Source organism: Paracoccus sp. SCN 68-21 (genome assembly GCF_001724535.1).
Taxonomy (GTDB): Bacteria; Pseudomonadota; Alphaproteobacteria; order Rhodobacterales; family Rhodobacteraceae; genus Paracoccus; species Paracoccus hibiscisoli.
In genome coordinates this window covers 1-18,175 of the sequence record NZ_MEES01000037.1, presented here as the reverse complement: position 1 = coordinate 18,175, position 18,175 = coordinate 1, and the positions used below count along the sequence as shown (strand labels likewise).

At 68.7% G+C, this 18,175-nt stretch carries 17 protein-coding genes and 1 pseudogene; 8 read left to right on the top strand and 10 right to left on the bottom strand.

Annotation, left to right across the window (positions count from 1 at the left end):
• Positions 1-58: 58 nt before the first annotated feature.
• Together ABS73_RS11445 and ABS73_RS11440 are read right to left on the bottom strand one after the other, a co-directional pair.
• On the bottom strand, positions 59-1,954 hold the full coding sequence (locus ABS73_RS11445; protein WP_277020999.1) for a propionyl-CoA synthetase: 1,896 nt from the start codon (positions 1,952-1,954) through the stop codon (positions 59-61).
• A 187-nt stretch (positions 1,955-2,141) separates the two neighbouring features.
• The gene (locus tag ABS73_RS11440) at positions 2,142-4,421 is read right to left on the bottom strand and encodes an NADP-dependent malic enzyme (RefSeq protein ID WP_277020997.1); all 2,280 of its coding nucleotides are present in this window, start codon (positions 4,419-4,421) and stop codon (positions 2,142-2,144) included.
• Between the two features lie 149 nt (positions 4,422-4,570).
• On the opposite strand from ABS73_RS11440, the gene ABS73_RS11435 reads away from it, so the two are divergent.
• The 6 genes from ABS73_RS11435 to ABS73_RS11410 all read left to right on the top strand — a co-directional run bounded on the left by ABS73_RS11435 (position 4,571) and on the right by ABS73_RS11410 (position 10,046).
• Entirely contained in the window at positions 4,571-4,963 is a 393-nt protein-coding gene (locus ABS73_RS11435) for a cytidine deaminase (protein WP_277020995.1), read from the top strand.
• Positions 4,960-6,225 carry a thymidine phosphorylase gene (locus ABS73_RS11430; RefSeq protein WP_286693458.1) on the top strand — a complete coding sequence of 422 codons (1,266 nt, stop codon included), beginning with the start codon at positions 4,960-4,962 and terminating at the stop codon, positions 6,223-6,225. Before ABS73_RS11435 ends, ABS73_RS11430 begins: the two co-directional genes overlap by 4 nt.
• Entirely contained in the window at positions 6,222-7,400 is a 1,179-nt protein-coding gene (locus tag ABS73_RS11425) for a phosphopentomutase (RefSeq protein ID WP_277020992.1), read from the top strand. The genes ABS73_RS11430 and ABS73_RS11425 overlap by 4 nt, the downstream gene beginning before the upstream one ends.
• Entirely contained in the window at positions 7,397-8,356 is a 960-nt protein-coding gene (locus ABS73_RS11420; RefSeq protein ID WP_277020990.1) for an adenosine deaminase, read from the top strand. Before ABS73_RS11425 ends, ABS73_RS11420 begins: the two co-directional genes overlap by 4 nt.
• Positions 8,356-8,985: a uracil phosphoribosyltransferase gene (upp, locus tag ABS73_RS11415; protein WP_277020987.1), complete on the top strand. Its 630-nt coding sequence runs from the start codon at positions 8,356-8,358 to the stop codon at positions 8,983-8,985. The genes ABS73_RS11420 and upp overlap by 1 nt, the downstream gene beginning before the upstream one ends.
• Positions 8,986-9,053: 68 nt before the next feature.
• Complete coding sequence (locus ABS73_RS11410) at positions 9,054-10,046, top strand: SPOR domain-containing protein (RefSeq protein WP_277020986.1); 993 nt, start codon at positions 9,054-9,056, stop codon at positions 10,044-10,046.
• Here the strand turns inward: ABS73_RS11410 and hemE are convergent.
• Positions 10,043-11,071, bottom strand: coding sequence for a uroporphyrinogen decarboxylase (gene hemE, locus ABS73_RS11405; protein ID WP_277020984.1), 1,029 nt, complete (start codon positions 11,069-11,071; stop codon positions 10,043-10,045). The genes ABS73_RS11410 and hemE overlap by 4 nt on opposite strands.
• Before the next feature lie 74 nt (positions 11,072-11,145).
• Here hemE and hemC point away from each other — a divergent pair, with 74 nt between their 5' ends.
• Entirely contained in the window at positions 11,146-12,084 is a 939-nt protein-coding gene (hemC, locus tag ABS73_RS11400) for a hydroxymethylbilane synthase (RefSeq protein ID WP_277020983.1), read from the top strand.
• A gap of 19 nt (positions 12,085-12,103) precedes the next feature.
• Here hemC and lexA read toward each other — a convergent pair whose 3' ends face one another.
• The 7 genes from lexA to ABS73_RS11365 form a co-directional block, all read right to left on the bottom strand.
• Positions 12,104-12,820 carry a transcriptional repressor LexA gene (gene lexA, locus ABS73_RS11395; protein WP_277020981.1) on the bottom strand — a complete coding sequence of 239 codons (717 nt, stop codon included), beginning with the start codon at positions 12,818-12,820 and terminating at the stop codon, positions 12,104-12,106.
• A 92-nt stretch (positions 12,821-12,912) separates the two neighbouring features.
• Positions 12,913-14,106, bottom strand: a complete 1,194-nt coding sequence (locus ABS73_RS11390) for a molybdopterin molybdotransferase MoeA (protein WP_277020979.1) — start codon at positions 14,104-14,106, stop codon at positions 12,913-12,915.
• Complete coding sequence (gene moaC / locus ABS73_RS11385) at positions 14,103-14,576, bottom strand: cyclic pyranopterin monophosphate synthase MoaC (RefSeq protein WP_277020977.1); 474 nt, start codon at positions 14,574-14,576, stop codon at positions 14,103-14,105. Before moaC ends, ABS73_RS11390 begins: the two co-directional genes overlap by 4 nt.
• Complete coding sequence (gene trpC, locus ABS73_RS11380; protein WP_277020975.1) at positions 14,573-15,364, bottom strand: indole-3-glycerol phosphate synthase TrpC; 792 nt, start codon at positions 15,362-15,364, stop codon at positions 14,573-14,575. The genes moaC and trpC overlap by 4 nt, the downstream gene beginning before the upstream one ends.
• A 53-nt stretch (positions 15,365-15,417) precedes the next feature.
• Complete coding sequence (locus tag ABS73_RS11375) at positions 15,418-16,053, bottom strand: uracil-DNA glycosylase (protein ID WP_277020972.1); 636 nt, start codon at positions 16,051-16,053, stop codon at positions 15,418-15,420.
• A complete protein-coding gene (gene trpD, locus ABS73_RS11370) occupies positions 16,050-17,069 on the bottom strand; it encodes an anthranilate phosphoribosyltransferase (protein ID WP_277020971.1) in 1,020 nt (339 codons plus the stop codon). The genes ABS73_RS11375 and trpD overlap by 4 nt, the downstream gene beginning before the upstream one ends.
• Positions 17,066-17,656 carry an anthranilate synthase component II gene (locus tag ABS73_RS11365; protein ID WP_277020968.1) on the bottom strand — a complete coding sequence of 197 codons (591 nt, stop codon included), beginning with the start codon at positions 17,654-17,656 and terminating at the stop codon, positions 17,066-17,068. The genes trpD and ABS73_RS11365 overlap by 4 nt, the downstream gene beginning before the upstream one ends.
• Before the next feature lie 138 nt (positions 17,657-17,794).
• Between ABS73_RS11365 and ABS73_RS11360 the strand changes: the two are divergent.
• A pseudogene (locus tag ABS73_RS11360) lies at positions 17,795-18,175 on the top strand (hypothetical protein); the annotation flags it as partial.

Here is an 18,175-nt window from a genome sequence, read left to right as displayed (position 1 = left end):
CTTCTTCATGAAAATATCCCCGGGGGAATCCCGGAACGGGATGGGGGGCAGCGCCCCCCTACGCCGCCCCGACCGGATAGCCGACCCCGGCCAGCGCGGCCCTGATCTCATCCAGGATCGCCGGATCGTCGATGGTGGCGGGCGTGCGGACCTCCTCTCCATCGGCGATCTTGGCCATCGTCGCGCGCAGGATCTTGCCGGACCGCGTCTTGGGCAGGCGGTCCACCACGCAGGCGGTCTTGAAGGCTGCGACCGGCCCGATCCGGTCGCGGACCATCCGCACCACCTCGGCCACGATCTGCGCGTGATCCGTCTCGACACCCTTCTTCAGGCACAACAGGCCCAGGGGCGCCTGACCCTTCAGCGCGTCCGCTACCCCGATCACGGCACATTCCGCGACGGCCGGATGGCTGGCCAGAACCTCCTCCATGCCGCCGGTGGACAGGCGATGACCCGCCACGTTGATCACATCATCGGTGCGCGCCATGATGTACACATAGCCGTCCTCATCGACATAGCCCGCATCGCCCGTCTCATAGAAACCCGGGAAATGCTCCAGATAGGCCTTGCGGAATCGGCTTTCGGCATTCCACAGCGTTGGCAGCGTGCCCGGCGGCAAAGGCAGCCTGATCGCGATCGCGCCAAGCGTGCCGGGGGCCACGGGATGGCCCGCCTCGTCCAGCACCTGCACATCATAGCCGGGCATCGGAACGGTGGGGCTGCCCTTCTTGACCGGCATCATCGCGACGCCAAAGGGGTTGGCGGCGATGGCCCAGCCCGTCTCGGTCTGCCACCAATGGTCGATCACGGGAACCTTGACCCGGTCCTCGGCCCAGGTGACGGTGTCGGGGTCGGCGCGCTCTCCCGCCAGGAACATCGCCTGCAGCGAGGACAGGTCGTATTTCGCGACCAGCCGGCCCTCGGGGTCGTCGCGCTTGACGGCGCGGATGGCGGTGGGGGCGGTAAAGAACGACTTGACCTTGTGATCGGCGATGACCCGCCAGAAGGTGCCCGCATCCGGCGTGCCCACGGGCTTGCCCTCAAAGATCACCGTCGTGGCCCCCGCGATCAGCGGGCCATAGACGATATAGCTGTGCCCCACGACCCACCCCACATCCGAGGCCACCCAGAACACGTCGCCCGGCCCGATGCCATAGATATGCGGCACGCTCCAGGCCAGGGCCACCAGATGGCCGGCGGTGTGGCGCACCACGCCCTTGGGCTGGCCCGTGGTGCCGGAGGTATAGAGGATATAGGCCGGGTGGTTCCCCTCGACCGGCACGCAATCGGCGGGGGTGGCGCCAGCGACGGCCTCGCGCCAGTCCAGATCGCGGCCCTCCTGCATCTGGGCCACGCATTCGGGGCGCTGCAGCACGATGGTAAAGTCGGGCTTGTGCGTGGCCTCGGCGATGGCGCGGTCCATCAGCGGCTTGTAGGCCACCACGCGGCCCGGCTCCAACCCGCAGCTGGCGGCGATCAGGGCGCGGGGTTTGGCGTCGTCGATGCGCACGGCCAGCTCGTGTGCCGCGAACCCGCCGAAGACCACCGAATGGATCGCCCCGATCCGCGCGCAGGCCAGCATCGCCTGCAGCGCCTCGGGCATCATCGGCATATAGATGATGACCCGGTCGCCCTTGCCGATCCCGCGCGCGGTCATGACGCCCGCCAGCCGGGCCACCTGATCCTGCAGCTGGGCATAGGTCAGGCGGCTGACGCTGCCGGTCATGGGGCTGTCGTGGATCACCGCCAGGCGGTCGCCATGTCCGGCCGCGACATGGCGGTCGATGGCGTTCCAGCAGGTGTTGACCATGCTGTCCGCGAACCACTCGCCCGCAGGGCCCTGGTCGAAATGGGCGCGGCTTGGGCGCGCGGTCCAGTCGATGGCGTCGGCGGCCTGCATCCAGAACGCTTCGGGGTCGGCCTTCCAGCGCGCATACATCTGTTGATAGGACATGGATCTCCCCCTCCGTGACGCTGCGGATTGTTACGCAGAGAGGGGGGCGTCACGCAACCTTGTTAGCGTCCGTGGCGGGGCGGGTTTAGCAGAATCATCCGGCCTGCGCGTGCGTAATTCTGCAAAGCGGGTGGCGCAGCAAAATCGCCTTTGCTGCGCCACCGGGTTTGCAAACATCCCTGCCGAATCAGCCGTAATGGTTGACCGGCGTGCCGGCCAGAACGCTCATGTTCAGCAGGCCGCGTGTGGTGATGGACGGGGTCACGATATGGGCGCGGTTGCCCATGCCCATCAGGATCGGACCGACCTCCAGGCCCGCCGCCCGCATCTTCAGCGCGTTCCTGACGCCCGATGCCGCATCGGTGCCCGCAAAGACCAGCACATTGGCCACGCCCTGCAGCCGCGATCCGGGAAAGATCCGTTCGCGCAGGTCGGGGTCCAGTGCCGCGTCGACATGCATCTCTCCGTCATACATGAAGTCGGCCTCGCGCGCGTCCAGCATGGCCAGCGCGTCGCGCATCTTGCGCCCCGAATAGCTGTCGGTGTTGCCGAACTGGGAATGGCTGCACAGCGCGATCTTGGGCGTCAGGCCGAACCGGCGCACATGGCGGGCGGCGCCCACGACCGTCTCCATCACCTGCTGGGGGGTGGGGTCGTTGTGGCACTGCGTGTCCGCGATGAACAGCGGCCCGTCCTCCAGGATGATCATCGACAGCGCGCCGACCGGGTGCAGCCCGTCGCGGGCCAGCACCTGGCGGACATATTGCAGATGCCAGCTGTATTGCCCGAATGTGCCGCAGATCAGGCTGTCGGCCTCGTCGCGATGGACCATCACCGCGCCGATGGCGGTGGTGTTGGTGCGCATGATCGCGCGGGCGATGTCGGGGCTGACGCCGCGCCGGGCCATCAAGCCGTGATACGTCTCCCAATAGTCGCGATAGCGGGGGTCGTTTTCCGGGTTCACGATCTGGAAATCGACATCGGGGCGGATGGGCAGGCCCGCGCGTTCGGCGCGCATGGCGATGACCTCGGGGCGGCCGATCAGGATGGGGACGTCGGTCGTCTCCTCCAGCATGGCGTTGGCGGCGCGCAGGACGCGCTCATCCTCGCCCTCGGCAAAGACGATGCGGCGTTCGGTGGTGGCGGCCGCCTCGAAGACCGGGCGCATGATCATGGCCGAGCGGAAGACCGAACTGTCCAGCTTGTGCTTGTAGGCGGCCATGTCCTCCAGGGGCCGGGTGGCCACGCCCGTCTCCATCGCGGCACGGGCGACTGCGCTGGAGACGACGCCCATCAGGCGCGGATCGAAGGGCTTGGGGATCAGGTAGTCCGCGCCAAAGGTCAGCGTCTCACCGCGATAGGCGGCGGCGGCCTCGGCGGCGGTGGTGGCGCGGGCCAGGGCGGCGATGCCCTCGATACAGGCGATCTTCATCTCGTCGTTGATGGTGGTCGCCCCCACATCCAGCGCGCCGCGGAAGATGAAGGGGAAGCACAGGACGTTGTTGACCTGGTTCGGGAAATCGCTGCGACCCGTCGCGATGATCGCGTCGGGGGCGACTGCGCGTGCGGCCTCGGGGTCGATCTCGGGATTGGGGTTGGCCAAGGCAAAGATGATCGGGCGCGACGCCATGCGGCCCACCATCTCGGGCGTCAGCACGCCCGGACCCGACAGGCCCAGGAACAGGTCGGCACCGTCGATGACCTCGGTCAGGGCGCGCTTGTCGGAAGGCTGGGCATAGGCCGCCTTTTGCGGGTTCATGTCGATCTCGCGGCCCTCATGGACCAGACCGTGGATGTCACACAGCCAGACGTTCCTGCGCTGCACGCCCAGCTTCAGCAGCATGTTCAGGCAGGCGATGCCCGCCGCCCCGCCACCGGTCGAGACGATCTTGATGTCCTCGAACCGCTTGCCCGCGATGCGCAGCGCGTTGGTCGCGGCCGCGCCCACCACGATGGCTGTGCCGTGCTGGTCGTCGTGAAAGACCGGGATGTTCATCCGCTCGCGGCAGATCTCCTCGACGATGAAGCAGTCGGGGGCCTTGATGTCCTCAAGGTTCACCGCGCCGAAGGTCGGCTCCAGCGCGCAGACGATCTCGGCCAGCTTGACGGGGTCGGGCTCGTTCACCTCGATGTCGAAACAGTCGATATTGGCGAATTTCTTGAACAGGACCGCCTTGCCCTCCATCACCGGCTTGGAGGCCAGCGCGCCGATATTGCCCAGACCCAGAACGGCGGTGCCGTTACTGATGACGGCCACCAGATTGCCCTTGGTTGTATAGCGCGCGGCAGTCGAGGGATCGGCCTTGATCTCCAGACAGGCCTCGGCCACGCCGGGGGAATAGGCGCGGGCCAGATCGCGTCCGTTGGCCATCGGCTTGGTCGCCCGGATCTCCAGTTTGCCCGGACGCGGGAATTCGTGATAATCCAGTGCGGCCTGTCGCGCGCTGTCCTGCCTGCGGTCTTCCATGTCTGCCCCCACGGTCTTTCGGAATTGGTTTACCGTTAAACCAATCTGACGTCGGGGAACAGCGGGGTTCTTTGCCCGCGCGCGCGCCTTGCACAAGATCGCCTGCGGGCGCAGATTGGCGGCGGAACTTGCAAGGGATGCACAGGATCATGTCATTGCTGGATGCGGCGCGCGACGTGCGCGAGCGGGCCTATGTGCCCTATTCGAAATTCAAGGTCGGCGCGGCGATCCGCGGCGCATCGGGCACTGTCTATCGCGGCTGCAACGTCGAGAACGTCGCCTATCCCGAGGGCACCTGCGCCGAGGCGGGGGCCATCGCCGCCATGGTCGCCGCCGGAGAGACGGTCCTGACCGAGGTCGCCGTCATCGCCGACAGCCCCAGCCCCGTCCCCCCCTGCGGCGGCTGCCGGCAAAAGCTGGCCGAATTCGGCGCGGGCGACGTGCCGGTCCTGCTGGCCACGACCGACGGGGCGGAAATGCACACCACCATCGGCGATCTGCTGCCCGGCCGGTTTGACGCGGGCCACATGGCGCGCACATGACCGATCCGCGTCCGGTGATTGCCGCGATCCGCGACGGGCGCGGTCTGGACGGGCCGGGGGCGGCGCTGATCGCCCAGGGGCTGGCCGACGGCTCCGTCAGCGACGCGCAGGCGGGGGCCTTCGCCATGGCGGTCCTGACGCGCGGGACGGGGCAGGCGGGGCGCGTGGCGCTGACCCGGGCGATGCGCGATTCGGGGCATGTGCTGCAATGGGATCTGCCGGGGCCGGTGGTGGACAAGCATTCCACGGGGGGCATCGGCGATACGGTGTCGCTGGTGCTGGCGCCGCTGCTGGCGGCGCAGGGCTGTTTCGTGCCGATGATCTCGGGGCGGGGACTGGGCCATACCGGCGGCACGCTGGACAAGCTGGAGGCGATCCCCGGTTATCTGTGCGACCAGCCCGAGGAGGATTTCCGCCGCATCGTCCGCAAGATCGGCTGCGCCATCGTCGCCGCGACCGGCGATGTCGCGCCCGCCGACCGCAGGCTGTACGCGATCCGCGACGAATCGGGGACGGTGGAATCGATCGACCTGATCACGGCCTCGATCCTGTCGAAAAAGCTGGCCGCCGGGCTGGATGCGCTGGTCTTGGACGTCAAGGCGGGCTCGGGCGCGATCCTCAAGAAATCCGACAGCGCCGGGCGTCTGGCGCAGGCGCTGGTGGAAACTGCGAACGGCGCGGGCTGCCGCACCACCGCCTTCATCACCGACATGGACCAGCCGCTGGCCCGCAGCGCCGGCAACGCGCTGGAGGTGCATGAGGCGATCCGCTGCCTGCAGGGCGAACCCGGCGCGCTGCGCGACCTGACGCTGGCGCTGGCCGCCGAATGCCTGACCCTGGCCGGGCAATCAGCCGAGGGGTTGGCCGCGACCTTGGAAAGCGGTGCCGCCGCCGAGGCCTTTGGCCGCATGGTCGCGGCCCAGGGCGGCCCCCGCGACCTGCTGGTGCGTCCCGACGCGCATCTTGCCCGCGCGCCCCTGATCGTGCCGGTGCCCGCGCCGCAGGGCCGGGTAGGCCGCATCGACGTGACAGCGCTTGGGCATGCGGTGCTGGCGCTTGGCGGGGGCCGGGTGCGGGCGGACCGCGTGGGTCTGGACCGCATGGCCATGCTGGGCGACAGCGTCGGCGCGGGCGCGCCGCTGGCCATGGTCCACGCCGCCGATGACACCGCGGCCCAGGTCGCCATCGCCGCCGTGCAGGCCGCCTATACCCTGGGCGAGGGCGAGGTCGGCCCCCTGATCCGCGACCGGATCACCGCATGAGCCGGGCCTTTCTGATCGTCATGGACAGCGTGGGCATCGGCGGCGCGCCGGATGCCGGTGCCTTCTTCAACGATGGCCGCCCCGATACCGGCGCGAACACCCTGGGCCACATCGCGCAGGCGCGTCCGCTGCGCCTGCCGGTGCTGGACGGGTTGGGGCTGGGGGCGGCGGTGCGTCTGGCCTCCGGCACTAATGCGCCGGGACTGGGCGCCACCCCACAGGGCCTGTGGGGCGCCGCAACAGAGCTGTCGCGCGGCAAGGACACCCCCTCCGGCCATTGGGAGATCGCGGGCGTGCCGGTGCCTTGGGACTGGACCTATTTCCCGGACACGAACCCCGCCTTTCCGCCAGACGTGACCGCGCGCATCTGCGAACTGGCGGGCACGGCGGGCATCCTGGGGAACGCGCATGCCTCGGGCACGCAGGTGATCGACGATTTCGGGGCCGAGCATCTGCGCAGCGGCTGGCCCATCTGCTATACCTCGGCCGACAGCGTGCTGCAGATCGCCGCGCATGAACAGGCCTTCGGCCTGGACCGCCTGATCGCGCTGTGCCGCGACCTGTCGCCCGTGCTGCACGCGATCCGCGTGGGCCGGGTCATCGCGCGACCGTTTCTGGGCCAGCCGGGCGACTTTCGCCGCACCGGCAACCGGCGCGATTTCGCGATCGCGCCGCCGGGCGACACGATCCTGGACATCGCCCAGGGGGCGGGGCGCGTGACCCATGCGGTGGGCAAGATCGGCGACATTTTCAGCCATCGCGGCATCACGCATCTGCACAAGGGCGCCGATGACGGGGCCTTGGCGGATCACCTGATCCGCCTTGGGACGCAGGCCGAACCGGGCAGCCTGACCTTTGCCAATTTCGTCGAATTCGACACGAATTTCGGGCACAGGCGCGATATTGCGGGCTATGCGGGCCAGCTGGAATGGTTCGATGACGTGGCGGGGCGGTTCATCGCGACGCTGTCGCCCGGCGATCTGGCGATCTTTACCGCCGATCACGGCAACGACCCGTCCTGGTCTGGCACCGACCACACCCGCGAACGCGTCCCCGTGCTGGGCTGGGGACTGGGCCTGCGCACCGTGGGGCAGGTGGGGTTCAGCGATATCGGCGCCTCGGTCATGGCGCATCTGGGCCTTGCGGCCCCCGCCCATGGAAGGTCGTTCCTGTGAAGAAGATCGAGCTGCATCTGCATCTGGAGGGGGCCGCGCCCCCCGATTTCATCCGCGCCTTGGCCAAGGAAAAACGCGCCGACCTGTCGGGCGTCTTCGACGCGCGCGGCCATTACGCCTATGCCGATTTCCCCGGCTTTCTGCGCTGTTACGAGGCCGCGACCAGCGTCATCACCGGCCCGCGCGACTATGCCCGCCTGCTGGCCTGCGTGCTGGAACGCTGCGCCGAGGAGGGCGTGATCTATGCCGAGCTGTTCGTCTCTCCCGAATTCTGCGGGGGTGCGGATCTGTCCGCGTGGCAGGACCATCTGGCCGCGATGACCGAAGTCGCCGACGCCGCCCGCGCACAGGGCATCGACAGCCGCGGCATCGTCACCGCCATCCGCCATTTCGGCGCCGACCGTGCGCGCCAGACCGCCCGCTGCGCGGCGGAAACCGCAGGCGGCTGGATCACCGGCTTCGGCATGGGCGGCGCCGAGCAGGTGGGCCGCGCCACCGATTACGCCTGGAGCTTTGACTGCGCGGCCGAGGCCGGGCTGGGCCTGACCTGCCATGCGGGCGAATGGGGCGGGCCTGCCAGCGTGCGCGACGCGCTGGACCTGGGCTGCACGCGGATCGGCCACGGGGTGCAGGCCATCGAGGACCCGGTGCTGGTCCGCGACCTGGTTGATAGCGGCGTCACGCTGGAGGTCTGTCCGGGGTCGAACATCGCGCTTGGGGTCTATCCGTCCTGGGAGGCGCATCCCATCGCGCGGCTGGCGGATGCGGGGGTGCGGGTGACGGTGTCCACCGATGACCCGCCGTTCTTTCACACCACGATGCGGGACGAATACGACCGGCTTGCGTCGACCTTTGGCTGGGGCGATACCGAGTTTCGACAGATCAACCTCTGGGCCGCCGATGCGGCCTTTTGCGATGCGCCGACCCGCGAGCGGCTGAGAAAGGAATTCGCCTGATGCAACATCTGACCGTCGTCGATCACCCGCTGGTCCAGCACAAGCTGTCGATCATGCGCCAGAAGGACGTCTCCACTGCCGGGTTCCGCCGCCTGCTGCGCGAGATCAGCCTGCTGCTGGCCTATGAGGTCACCCGCGAGCTGGAGCTGACCTCCATGCGGATCGAGACCCCCATGTGCGAGATGGACGCCCCCACGCTGGAGGGCAAGAAGCTGGCCCTGATCTCGATCCTGCGGGCCGGGAACGGGCTGCTGGACGGCATTCTGGAGCTGATCCCCGGCGCGCGGGTGGGCTTTGTGGGCCTGTATCGCGACCCCGAGACGCTGAAGCCGGTCGAATATTACTGCAAGGTGCCGCGCGAACTGGACGCACGGATGACCATCGTCGTCGATCCGATGCTGGCCACCGGCAATTCATCGGTCGCGGCCATCGACATGCTGAAAGAGCGCGGGGCCGTCAACATGCGCTTCCTCTGCCTGCTGGCCGCCCCCGAGGGCGTCGAACGCATGCGCGAGGCGCATCCCGACGTGCCGATCTTTACCGCCGCCCTGGACGACCGTCTGGACGATCACGGCTATATCGTGCCGGGCTTGGGCGATGCGGGCGACCGGATGTTCGGCACGAAATAACGCCCGCCGTTAACCGCCGTTTCATGCCTCTGCGCTAGGTCTGGGGCAGGACAACGGATGGATGGCAGATGATCGGGCAGTGGCGGGTCTTGGCGATGCTTTTGCTGGGCGGGGCGGCACAGGCCGCACCCGTGCCGCCGCCGCCCGACGGCTTTTCGGGCGCGCAATATATCGACGGGCAGGGCTGCGTCTTCACGCGGGACGGCGGTGGCTGGGCGCCGCGGATGGATGGCACGGGACAGGCCCTGTGCGGTTTTCCGCCCAGCATGGACGTGCGGCGCACCGACCCCGCCGCCGATCGCGCGCTGCCCCTGACGCCACCCCCTGCGCCGGATATCGAGACGGTGCTGATGGAGGAGCTGTCGCGCAATCTGGGGGCGGGCGAATGGAACGCCGACCCGCGCCCGGTGGATGCGCGCGCCGAGCCTGCACCCTCGCGCCGGACCGACCCCATGCAGACCGCGCTTCAGGACGCCCTCGCCGCAGCCCCCGCGGTGCGGGATGCCGCTGGACTGTCGGGTTCGGCCGAACTCTGCGCACGACTTGGCTATCGACCGGACCCCGATGGCACGGCGCAGGGCTCGACCTTGGGACTGTGCCCCGGAATGCGCGCCGAACCGGCCATTGCCACGCTGACCACCGGTGTCCGGTTGCCTGTGGCCCCGGCTGTGCAGTCTCGGCCATCCGCGGCCGTTCCGGCCAAGCCAGCAACCGCCCGCGCCACGCCGCCCGCCGCATCGGCGACCGTCTCCCGTGATCGCCGGACCGCACCCGCGGAGACGCCCAGTCCCGCGCCCGTTCCGGCCAAGGCCCCTGATGTCGAAATGATCCCGGCATCGGCGCGCTATGTTCAGGTCGGTGCCTATGCGGATGATGAGAATGCGATGATCGTGCTGCGCGCCTTGGCGGCCCGGGGCTACCCCACGGGCCAAGGACGCGCTGCAGGAGAGAATGGCCCCCTGCGGCTGGTCATGGCAGGGCCCTTTGCCGACAGGCAGGCGCTGATCGCGGCCCTGAACGATCTGCGGCGGAACGGCTATCCGCGGGCGGTGGCGCGCTAGGCGCTGCGGACCGCGTCGATCATCCTGGCGACATTGTCCGGATCGGCATCGGGCGTGATGCCATGCCCCAGGTTGAAGACATGGGGCCCGCCCCGCAGCGCGCGGGTGATCCGTTGCGCCTCAGCAACCAGCTCGGGGCCACCGGTGACCATGTGCTGCGGAGCCATGTTTCCTTGGACGCAGCCGTCGACCTGGACATGGCGCGCCGCCCAATCGGCGCTGACCGAATTGTCCAGCGCCACGCAATCGGCGCCGGTCGCCTTGCCAAACCCGATATAGCGATCGCCCGCCTCGCGCGGAAAGGCGATGACGGGAATGCCGGGGTGGCGGGTCTTGAGCGCCCCGATGATGCGCGCGGCGGGGGCTAGCGCGAAGTCGTCAAAATCGCGGCCCTTCAGGCTGCCGGCCCAGCTGTCGAACAGCTTGACCACCTCTGCCCCCGCGTCGATCTGTCGCGACAGGTAATGGATGGTCGCCTCGGTGATCAGGTCGATCAGGGCGGTAAAGGTGGCGCGGTCGTGATCCTTCAGCAGATGCGCGGGACCCTGATCCTTGGTGCCTCGGCCCGCGACCATATAGGTCGCGACCGTCCAGGGCGCACCCGCAAAGCCGATCAGCGTCGTCTCGCCCGGCAGTTCCCTGCTGAGAATGCGCAGGGTCTCGTAGACCGGCGACAGCTGCGCATCCACCTGATCGGCGGGCTTCAACCGCGCCAGATCGGCGGCGGACGTGACGGTAGACAGGCGCGGGCCCTCGCCTGTGACGAACCACAGGTCGGCGCCCAAGGCCTGCGGGATCAGCAGGATATCCGCGAACAGGATGGCCGCATCAAAGCCAAAGCGCCGGATCGGCTGAAGCGTGACCTCGGCCGCCAGGTCCGGATTGTAGCAGAGCGACAGGAAATCGCCCGCCTGCGCCCGAGTCGCACGGTATTCCGGAAGATAGCGACCGGCCTGGCGCATCATCCAGATCGGCGGGGTGGGCAGGGTCTCGCCAGCCAGGGCGCGCAGCAGAAGTTTGGTCATGAGGCCTCCTGCGCCCCTTGAAGGGGAGGCGACAGACGTTGTCAAGCACGCCCCCGGCCGCTATGCGGGGCCGCATGACACAGATGCCCACACCCACCCGCCCTCTTCGGATCGGAACCCGCGGCTCGGCGCTTGCGCTGGCTCAGGCCCATGAGACCCGTGATCGCCTGATGGCCGCGCATGGCCTGCCCGCTGATGCCTTCCAGATCGTGGCGATCAAGACGACCGGCGACCGGGTGCTGGACCGGCCGCTGAAAGAGATCGGCGGCAAGGGGCTTTTCACGCGCGAAATCGAGGACGCGCTGATGGACGGCCGGATCGACATCGCGGTTCACTCGATGAAGGACATGCCGACCCTGCAGCCCGAAGGCCTGGTGATCGACTGCCTTCTTCCGCGCGAGGATGTGCGCGACGCGTTTGTCAGCCCGCATGTCGCGTCCATCGCCAAGCTGCCACAGGGCGCCGTGGTGGGCTCGTCCAGCCTGCGGCGGCGCGCCCAGCTGGCGCATCGGCGTCCTGATCTGCAGCTGGTCGAATTTCGCGGCAACGTTCAGACACGCCTGCAGAAGCTGGCCGATGGCGTGGCTGTCGCAACCTTTTTGGCCATGGCCGGGCTGTCGCGTCTGGACATGCGCCATGTGGCACAGGGCGCGATTGCGCCCGAGGACATGCTGCCCGCAGTCGCTCAGGGCGCGATCGGGGTGGAACGCCGCGCCGACGATCACGACTGCGCCGCGCTGCTGTCGGCCATCCATGACGGCGCAACTGGGCTGCGAATCGCGGCCGAGCGTGCGTTCCTCAGACGCCTTGACGGGTCCTGCCAGACGCCGATCGCAGGATTGGCGGATCTGGACGGGGACACCCTGACGCTGCGCGGAGAGATCCTGCGCCCGGACGGCAGTGAGGTCGTATCGGGCCACCGCCAGGGGGACGCGCGCGACGGCGAGGCCATGGGCGATGATCTGGCGCGCGAGCTTTTGTCCCGCGCGGGTCCGGGGTTCCTTCACGCGTGATACGGAACCCCGGCGTGGGTCAGTAGCTGCGGATCAGGCCGACCAGGCGACCCTGGATCCGAACCCGATCCTCGGGCAGAAGGCGCGTCTCATAGGCCGGGTTTGCGGCCTCCAGCGCGATCATCGAGCCCTTGCGCCGATACCGCTTCAGCGTGGCTTCCTGATTGTCGACCAGGGCCACCACGATGTCGCCCGTCTCTGCCGTGTCCTGTTCGCGGATCACAACCACATCGCCGTCGTTGATCCCGGCCTCGATCATCGAATCGCCTGTCACTTCGAGCGCGTAATGATGCTCCCGGCCCGACAACATGGTTCCCGGAACGGCGACGTGATGCGAAACCTCGGATATGGCCTCGATCGGGACGCCTGCCGCGATGCGCCCCATCAGCGGCAATTGCACCGCCGGGCTGTCCATCACCGTCATGGCGCCGCGGGGTCGAGCAGGGCGGGTGTTCGAAATGACGCGCGGCGTGAAGGCCGGGCGCGGCTCATCGTCAGCGGTTTCGGTCAGATGTGATAGAGCATCCGGTAGCCGCAGCACTTCGAGCGCGCGGGCACGATGCGGCAGGCGGCGGATGAAGCCACGTTCCTCCAGCGCCGTCACGAGGCGATGGATGCCGGATTTCGATCGAAGATCCAGCGCATCCTTCATTTCGTCAAAAGAGGGTGGCACGCCGTCCCGCGCCATCCGCCTTTGAATGAACTCAAGCAGTTGAATCTGCTTTTTCGTCAACATGGCCCACCCTTTTGTGATGTTCTACCTATGTTCTAAACCATGGTCAGAATCGCGTCAATCATTTGACCCTGAAATGGTGAAAAAACAGTTAACTAGTGTGGCAGGACGTCGCTTCGCAGCGCGATATAGGATACCCGATCGCCAGCCTTGCGCGCCGGGTCTTCGGGGGGCCTGATCAGCAGGGCATCCGCGTCCGACATCACCGTCAGCCGGGCGGAATCCTGGTCATCGTACGGCGTGATCTGCGGCAGGTCGTCCGCACCGGCAAGCGAGGCGCGCAGGTAGTGCTGCCGAGGCCCCTCAGCCGGCAGATCGCGCCCCAGCAAGGCCGTGCGGATCAAAGGACCAGGCTCCAGCCCCAGCATCGCCCGGATGAGCGGTTGCATGAACAAGACGCCGCAAACCATTGCCGATACAGGGTTACCCGGCAGGCCCAGCATGGCGCCCGCGCCCATCTGTCCGGCCATCAGCGGCTTTCCGGGGCGCAACGCGACCTTGTAGAAGGAACGCACGATTCCCTGTTCGGCGGCGATCTTCGCCACCAGATCGTGATCGCCGACAGAGGCACCGCCGATGGTCACCAAAAGGTCCGCCCCTTCTGCTGCACGAAAGCTGTCGCGCAGGCTGTCAGGGGTGTCGCGGGCGATCGGCAGGATGCGCGGAACGGCCCCGGCCTCGCGGGCGAGCGCCGCGAGCGCAAGGTCGTTGGAACTGATGATTTGCCCCGGTGCGGGCGTGGTGCCGGGCGGCACCAGTTCGTCGCCTCCGGCCAGGATCACCACCTGCGGGGCGCGGGCCACGGTGACCTGCGCGACATTCATCGCGGCCAAAAGGCCGATCTGGGCGGCGCCGAGGATGCGCCCCGGCTCCATCCGGTCGCCTGCCGCGAAATCGTTGCCGCGGGCGCGGATATTGCTGCCGGTCGAGCGGGTCTGAACGGTGATCCGGTCGCCGTCGCGCAGAATGTTCTCCTGCAGTTCGACATGATCATAGCCCGCGGGCACGGGCGCGCCGGTGAAGATGCGGATGGCTGTGCCGGGACGGGCCTCGCCTGTCCAGGGATGCCCTGCCGCGCTGGTGCCGATGACATCCAGGGGCCCCGGAAGATCGGCGCGTCGCAGCGCATATCCGTCCATGGCCGAGGCATCGAATGGCGGTTGGGTCACTGCGGCCACCGCAGGCTCCAGAAGGACGCGGCCATGCGCATGCTCCAGCGCGACCGTCTCGGGGTGCGGGGCGGGGGCCAGGGCCAGGACATGGGCCAGGGCCTGTTCGACCGAAATCACAACTCTGCCTCGTAGAGGCCTGATTTGCCGCCCTCTTTCCGCATCAAGCGGATATCCTGGATCTGCATGGATTTCTGCGCGGCCTTGAGCATGTCATAGATGGTCAGGCAGGCGGTGGTGACGGCCGTCAGGGCCTCCATCTCGACCCCGGTGCGGCCTGTCGTGCGGACCGTAGCCGTAACGCGAATGCCGGGCAGGTCAGGATCGGCGATCAGGTCCAGGGCAACCTTGGCCAGCGGCAGGGGGTGGCACAAAGGGATCAGGTCGGCGGTGCGTTTCGCGCCCATGATGCCCGCGAGGCGCGCGACGCCCAGCACGTCGCCCTTGGCGGCGCCGCCCTGCGCCAGGGCCAGCGTCTCGGGTGACATGACAACGCAACCGGTGGCCACGGCCTCGCGCATCGTTTCTGGCTTGGCCGTGACGTCGACCATATGGGCCTGACCGCTGGCGTCGAAATGCGTCAGGCTCATGCGGGGACCGACAGGATGGCGCGGGTGGCGGCGGTCACGTCGGGCTGGCGCATCAGGCTCTCTCCGATCAGGAAGCGATGGGCGCCGGTCTGCATCATCGCGCCCAGGTCCTCCGGCGTGAACAGCCCGCTTTCGCAGACCACCTGGCGGTCACCGGGAATGCGGGGCGCAAGGTCGCGCGTCACATCAAGAGTGACGTCGAAGGTCTTGAGATTACGGTTGTTTATTCCGATCAGAGACGATTTCAGCCGAAGCGCGCGGTCCAGTTCGGCACCATCATGCACCTCGATCAGAACGTCCATGCCCCAATCCATGGCGGCATCCTCAAGGTCGCGCGCGACGGCGTCATCGACCGAGGCCATGATGATCAGGATGCAATCCGCGCCCCAGGCCCGCGCTTCGGTCACCTGGTAGGTGTCATAGAGGAAATCCTTGCGCAGGGCGGGCAGATCGCAGGCGGCGCGTGCGGCGGCCAGATAGTCGGGCGCGCCTTGAAAGCTGGGGCTGTCGGTCAGCACCGACAGGCAGGCGGCGCCCCCGGCCTGATAGGCGCGGGCCAGCGCGGGCGGGTCGAAATCGGCCCGGATCAAGCCCTTGGAGGGGCTGGCCTTCTTGATCTCGGCGATCAGGGCCGGGCCTGTCGCGGCGGCACGGTCCAGGGCGCGGGCAAAGCCGCGCGGGGCGTCGGCCACGCGGGCCTGTGCGTCGAGGTCGGCCAGCGGACGGGCAGCCTTGGCGGCGGCAATCTCGTCCAGCTTGTAGGCCTTGATCTTGTCCAGAATATCCATGCCGCTGTTCTAGCCCCCTGGGGCGGTCGGGGGAAGGGGGCGCCGCGCCAAGGTCAGGCGGACCAGTTGATCGGCGCGCGGCCCTGCGCGGTCAGCCAGGCGTTGATCCGGCTGAACGGGCGCGACCCAAAAAAGCCGCGCCGCGCCGACAGGGGTGAGGGATGCGCCGTGGCAATCACCAGATCGCGGTGGGTGGGCAGCCCCGCCAGCGTCTTTTGTGCGTGATTGCCCCAGAGCAGAAAGGCCAGTGGACTGTGGGCCTGCGCCTCGGCCACCGCCTGTCGGGCTAGATGGTGCCAGCCCCAGGCGGCATGCACCCCGGCCTGGCCCGGCATCACCGACAGCGCGCTGTTCAGCAGCAGCACGCCCTGACGCGCCCAGGGGCTGAGGTCGCCGGTCGGGGGCGCCGCACCGATATCGTCGCGCAGCTCTGCAAAGATGTTGCGCAGCGATCGCGGCAGCGGCGTTTCAGGCGTGACGGAGAACGCAAGGCCGTTCGCATGGCCGGGGGTGGGGTAGGGGTCCTGCCCCAGGATCACCACGCGCACGTCCTGCGGGCGCAGCATGTCCAGCGCGGCAAAGACGCGGTCGGGTCCGGGCAGAAACCCGGTCCCCTCCAGCCGGTCGCGGATCGCGGGCCAGGGGTCCGCAAAGAAAGGCAGATGCGCCCAGGGTTCTGGCGGGGTCACGATTCGGGCGCGCCGGTCACCTGCGCCAGCGCGACCAGCCGCGCCTTGGCCGACCCGCTGTCCAGCGATTCGGCCGCCATCCGCGCGCCGTCGCGCAGGTGCGGCACGCGGCCTGCGATCAGCAGTGCGGCGGCGGCGTTCAACAGGACCGCGTCGCGATAGGCGCCCTGTTCGCCGTCCAGCAGGGCGCGAAAAGCCGCGGCGTTCTGCGCGGGCTCTCCGCCTATGATCGCCTCGAAGGGGTGGAGGGGCAGGCCCGCATCCTCCGGCGTGACGGTGAATTCGGTAATCTGGCCGTCCGCCAGGGCCACGACCTGGCTGGGCTCGGCGATGGACAGCTCATCCGTGCCGTCGCCGCCATGGACCAGCCAGGCAGACGTTGATCCCAGATCGCGCAGCACCTCGGCCATGGGCCGCAGCCAGGCCGCGCTGAACGCCCCCGTCAGCTGGTGGCGCACGCCCGCCGGATTGGTCAGCGGCCCCAGCAGGTTGAAGACCGTGCGCGTGCCCAGTTCCGCGCGCGGCGGCCCCACATGGCGCATCGCGGGATGGTGCATGGGCGCCATCATGAAGCAGATGCCCGCCTGATCCAGCGCGCGTTGGGCCACCGCCGGCCCGCCCATCACGTTGATCCCCATCTGGGTCAGCGCATCCGCCGCCCCCGATTTCGACGACAGGTTGCGGTTGCCATGCTTGGCCACCGGCACGCCCGCCCCCGCCACGACAAAGGCCGTCGCGGTCGAGATGTTCAGCGTCCCCTTGCCGTCGCCGCCGGTGCCGACGATGTCCATCGCACCATCGGGCGCGGTCACGCGGGTCATGCGGGCGCGCATGGCGCGGGCGGCGGCGGCGATCTCATCCACGGTCTCGCCGCGCACGCGCAGCGCCATCAGCAGGCCGCCGATCTGGGCGGGCGTCGCGGCGCCGTCGAAAAGCGCGGAAAACGCGGCCTCGGCTTCGGGGCCGGTCAGCGGGCGTTCCGCGGCCAGGCCGATCAGGGGGCGGATATCGGTCATGCGGCGTCCTTGCGGGCGGGGCAGCGGCCCAGGAAGGTGCGGATCATCTCGTGCCCGAACTGGGATGCGATGGATTCGGGATGAAACTGCACGCCCTCGATAGGCAGGTCCTTGTGGATCAGCCCCATGATCGTCCCGTCATCCGAGGTGGCGGTGACGCGCAGGCAATCGGGCAGGGTCTCTGGCTCGACCGTCAGCGAATGATAGCGGGTCGCGTTCAGGGGCGATTGCAGCCCGGCAAAGACGCCGGTGCCGTCGTGGCTGATCGCGTCGACCTTGCCGTGCAGGATGCGGTTGGCGCGCACGACCCGGCCGCCAAAGGCCTGGCCGATGGCCTGATGCCCCAGGCAGACGCCCAGCAGCGGAATGGCTCGTTCCGCCGCCGCCGCGATCAGGTCCAGACAGATCCCCGCCTGCGCCGGATCGCACGGACCCGGAGAGATCACGATGCCGTCGGGCGCCATCTCCAGCGCCTCGTCCACGGTGATCTGGTCGTTGCGGCGCACGGTCACCTCGGCCCCGGCCTCGCCCATGTAATGGACCAGGTTCCAGGTAAAGCTGTCGTAGTTGTCGATCAGAAGGATCATCGGGGCACCTTGCGGCCAGGAAAAAGGGGGCGGTTTCCCCCGGAAAAAGCGTCCGCTATAGATGGGCCAAAGCGCGACCGGGGGTCAAGACCGACCGGACGCCGCGCATCGGGCAAGGCAGACGGGACGGGCGCGGGCATGGCACGGGGTTTTCTGGCGGGGGTTTTGCTGGGCGGTCTGGCGGGCGCAGGCGCGCTGGCGGCGCTGTCGCTGCTGACGCCGCTGCCGCAGGGGGGCGTGGCGCCGCTGTCGGTCGGGCTGCCGGTCGGGTCGGAATTCGGGCGCGGCGGCGATCTGGCCCCGCGCCTGCCCGCGCCCAACGCGGCAGGTCCGCGCATCGACACCCGCCCGGCGGCCGTGCCCGCCCCCGTGGGCGAGCCCGCGCCCGTGGCCGTGACCGGCGACACCGCCCGCCCCGAGACCCTGGCCGATGACCGCATCCCCGCCCAGGATCAGCCGCCCGCGGTCGATGACGCGCCTGGCCTGACCCTGCCGCAGCCCGCCCCCCGCACCCAGTTG

Excerpts from the sequence above, each read along its gene's own strand:
- ABS73_RS11410 (WP_277020986.1), top strand. The coding sequence starts at position 9,054 with ATGATCGGGCAGTGGCGGGTCTTGGCGATGCTTTTGCTGGGCGGGGCG.
- moaC (WP_277020977.1), bottom strand. The coding sequence starts at position 14,576 with ATGAGCCTGACGCATTTCGACGCCAGCGGTCAGGCCCATATGGTCGAC.
- ABS73_RS11440 (WP_277020997.1), bottom strand. The coding sequence starts at position 4,421 with ATGGAAGACCGCAGGCAGGACAGCGCGCGACAGGCCGCACTGGATTAT.
- ABS73_RS11425 (WP_277020992.1), top strand. The coding sequence starts at position 6,222 with ATGAGCCGGGCCTTTCTGATCGTCATGGACAGCGTGGGCATCGGCGGC.
- hemC (WP_277020983.1), top strand. The coding sequence starts at position 11,146 with ATGACACAGATGCCCACACCCACCCGCCCTCTTCGGATCGGAACCCGC.
- ABS73_RS11435 (WP_277020995.1), top strand. The coding sequence starts at position 4,571 with ATGTCATTGCTGGATGCGGCGCGCGACGTGCGCGAGCGGGCCTATGTG.
- ABS73_RS11445 (WP_277020999.1), bottom strand. The coding sequence starts at position 1,954 with ATGTCCTATCAACAGATGTATGCGCGCTGGAAGGCCGACCCCGAAGCG.
- ABS73_RS11365 (WP_277020968.1), bottom strand. The coding sequence starts at position 17,656 with ATGATCCTTCTGATCGACAACTACGACAGCTTTACCTGGAACCTGGTC.
- trpC (WP_277020975.1), bottom strand. The coding sequence starts at position 15,364 with ATGGATATTCTGGACAAGATCAAGGCCTACAAGCTGGACGAGATTGCC.
- upp (WP_277020987.1), top strand. The coding sequence starts at position 8,356 with ATGCAACATCTGACCGTCGTCGATCACCCGCTGGTCCAGCACAAGCTG.
- trpD (WP_277020971.1), bottom strand. The coding sequence starts at position 17,069 with ATGACCGATATCCGCCCCCTGATCGGCCTGGCCGCGGAACGCCCGCTG.
- ABS73_RS11430 (WP_286693458.1), top strand. The coding sequence starts at position 4,960 with ATGACCGATCCGCGTCCGGTGATTGCCGCGATCCGCGACGGGCGCGGT.
- hemE (WP_277020984.1), bottom strand. The coding sequence starts at position 11,071 with ATGACCAAACTTCTGCTGCGCGCCCTGGCTGGCGAGACCCTGCCCACC.
- lexA (WP_277020981.1), bottom strand. The coding sequence starts at position 12,820 with ATGTTGACGAAAAAGCAGATTCAACTGCTTGAGTTCATTCAAAGGCGG.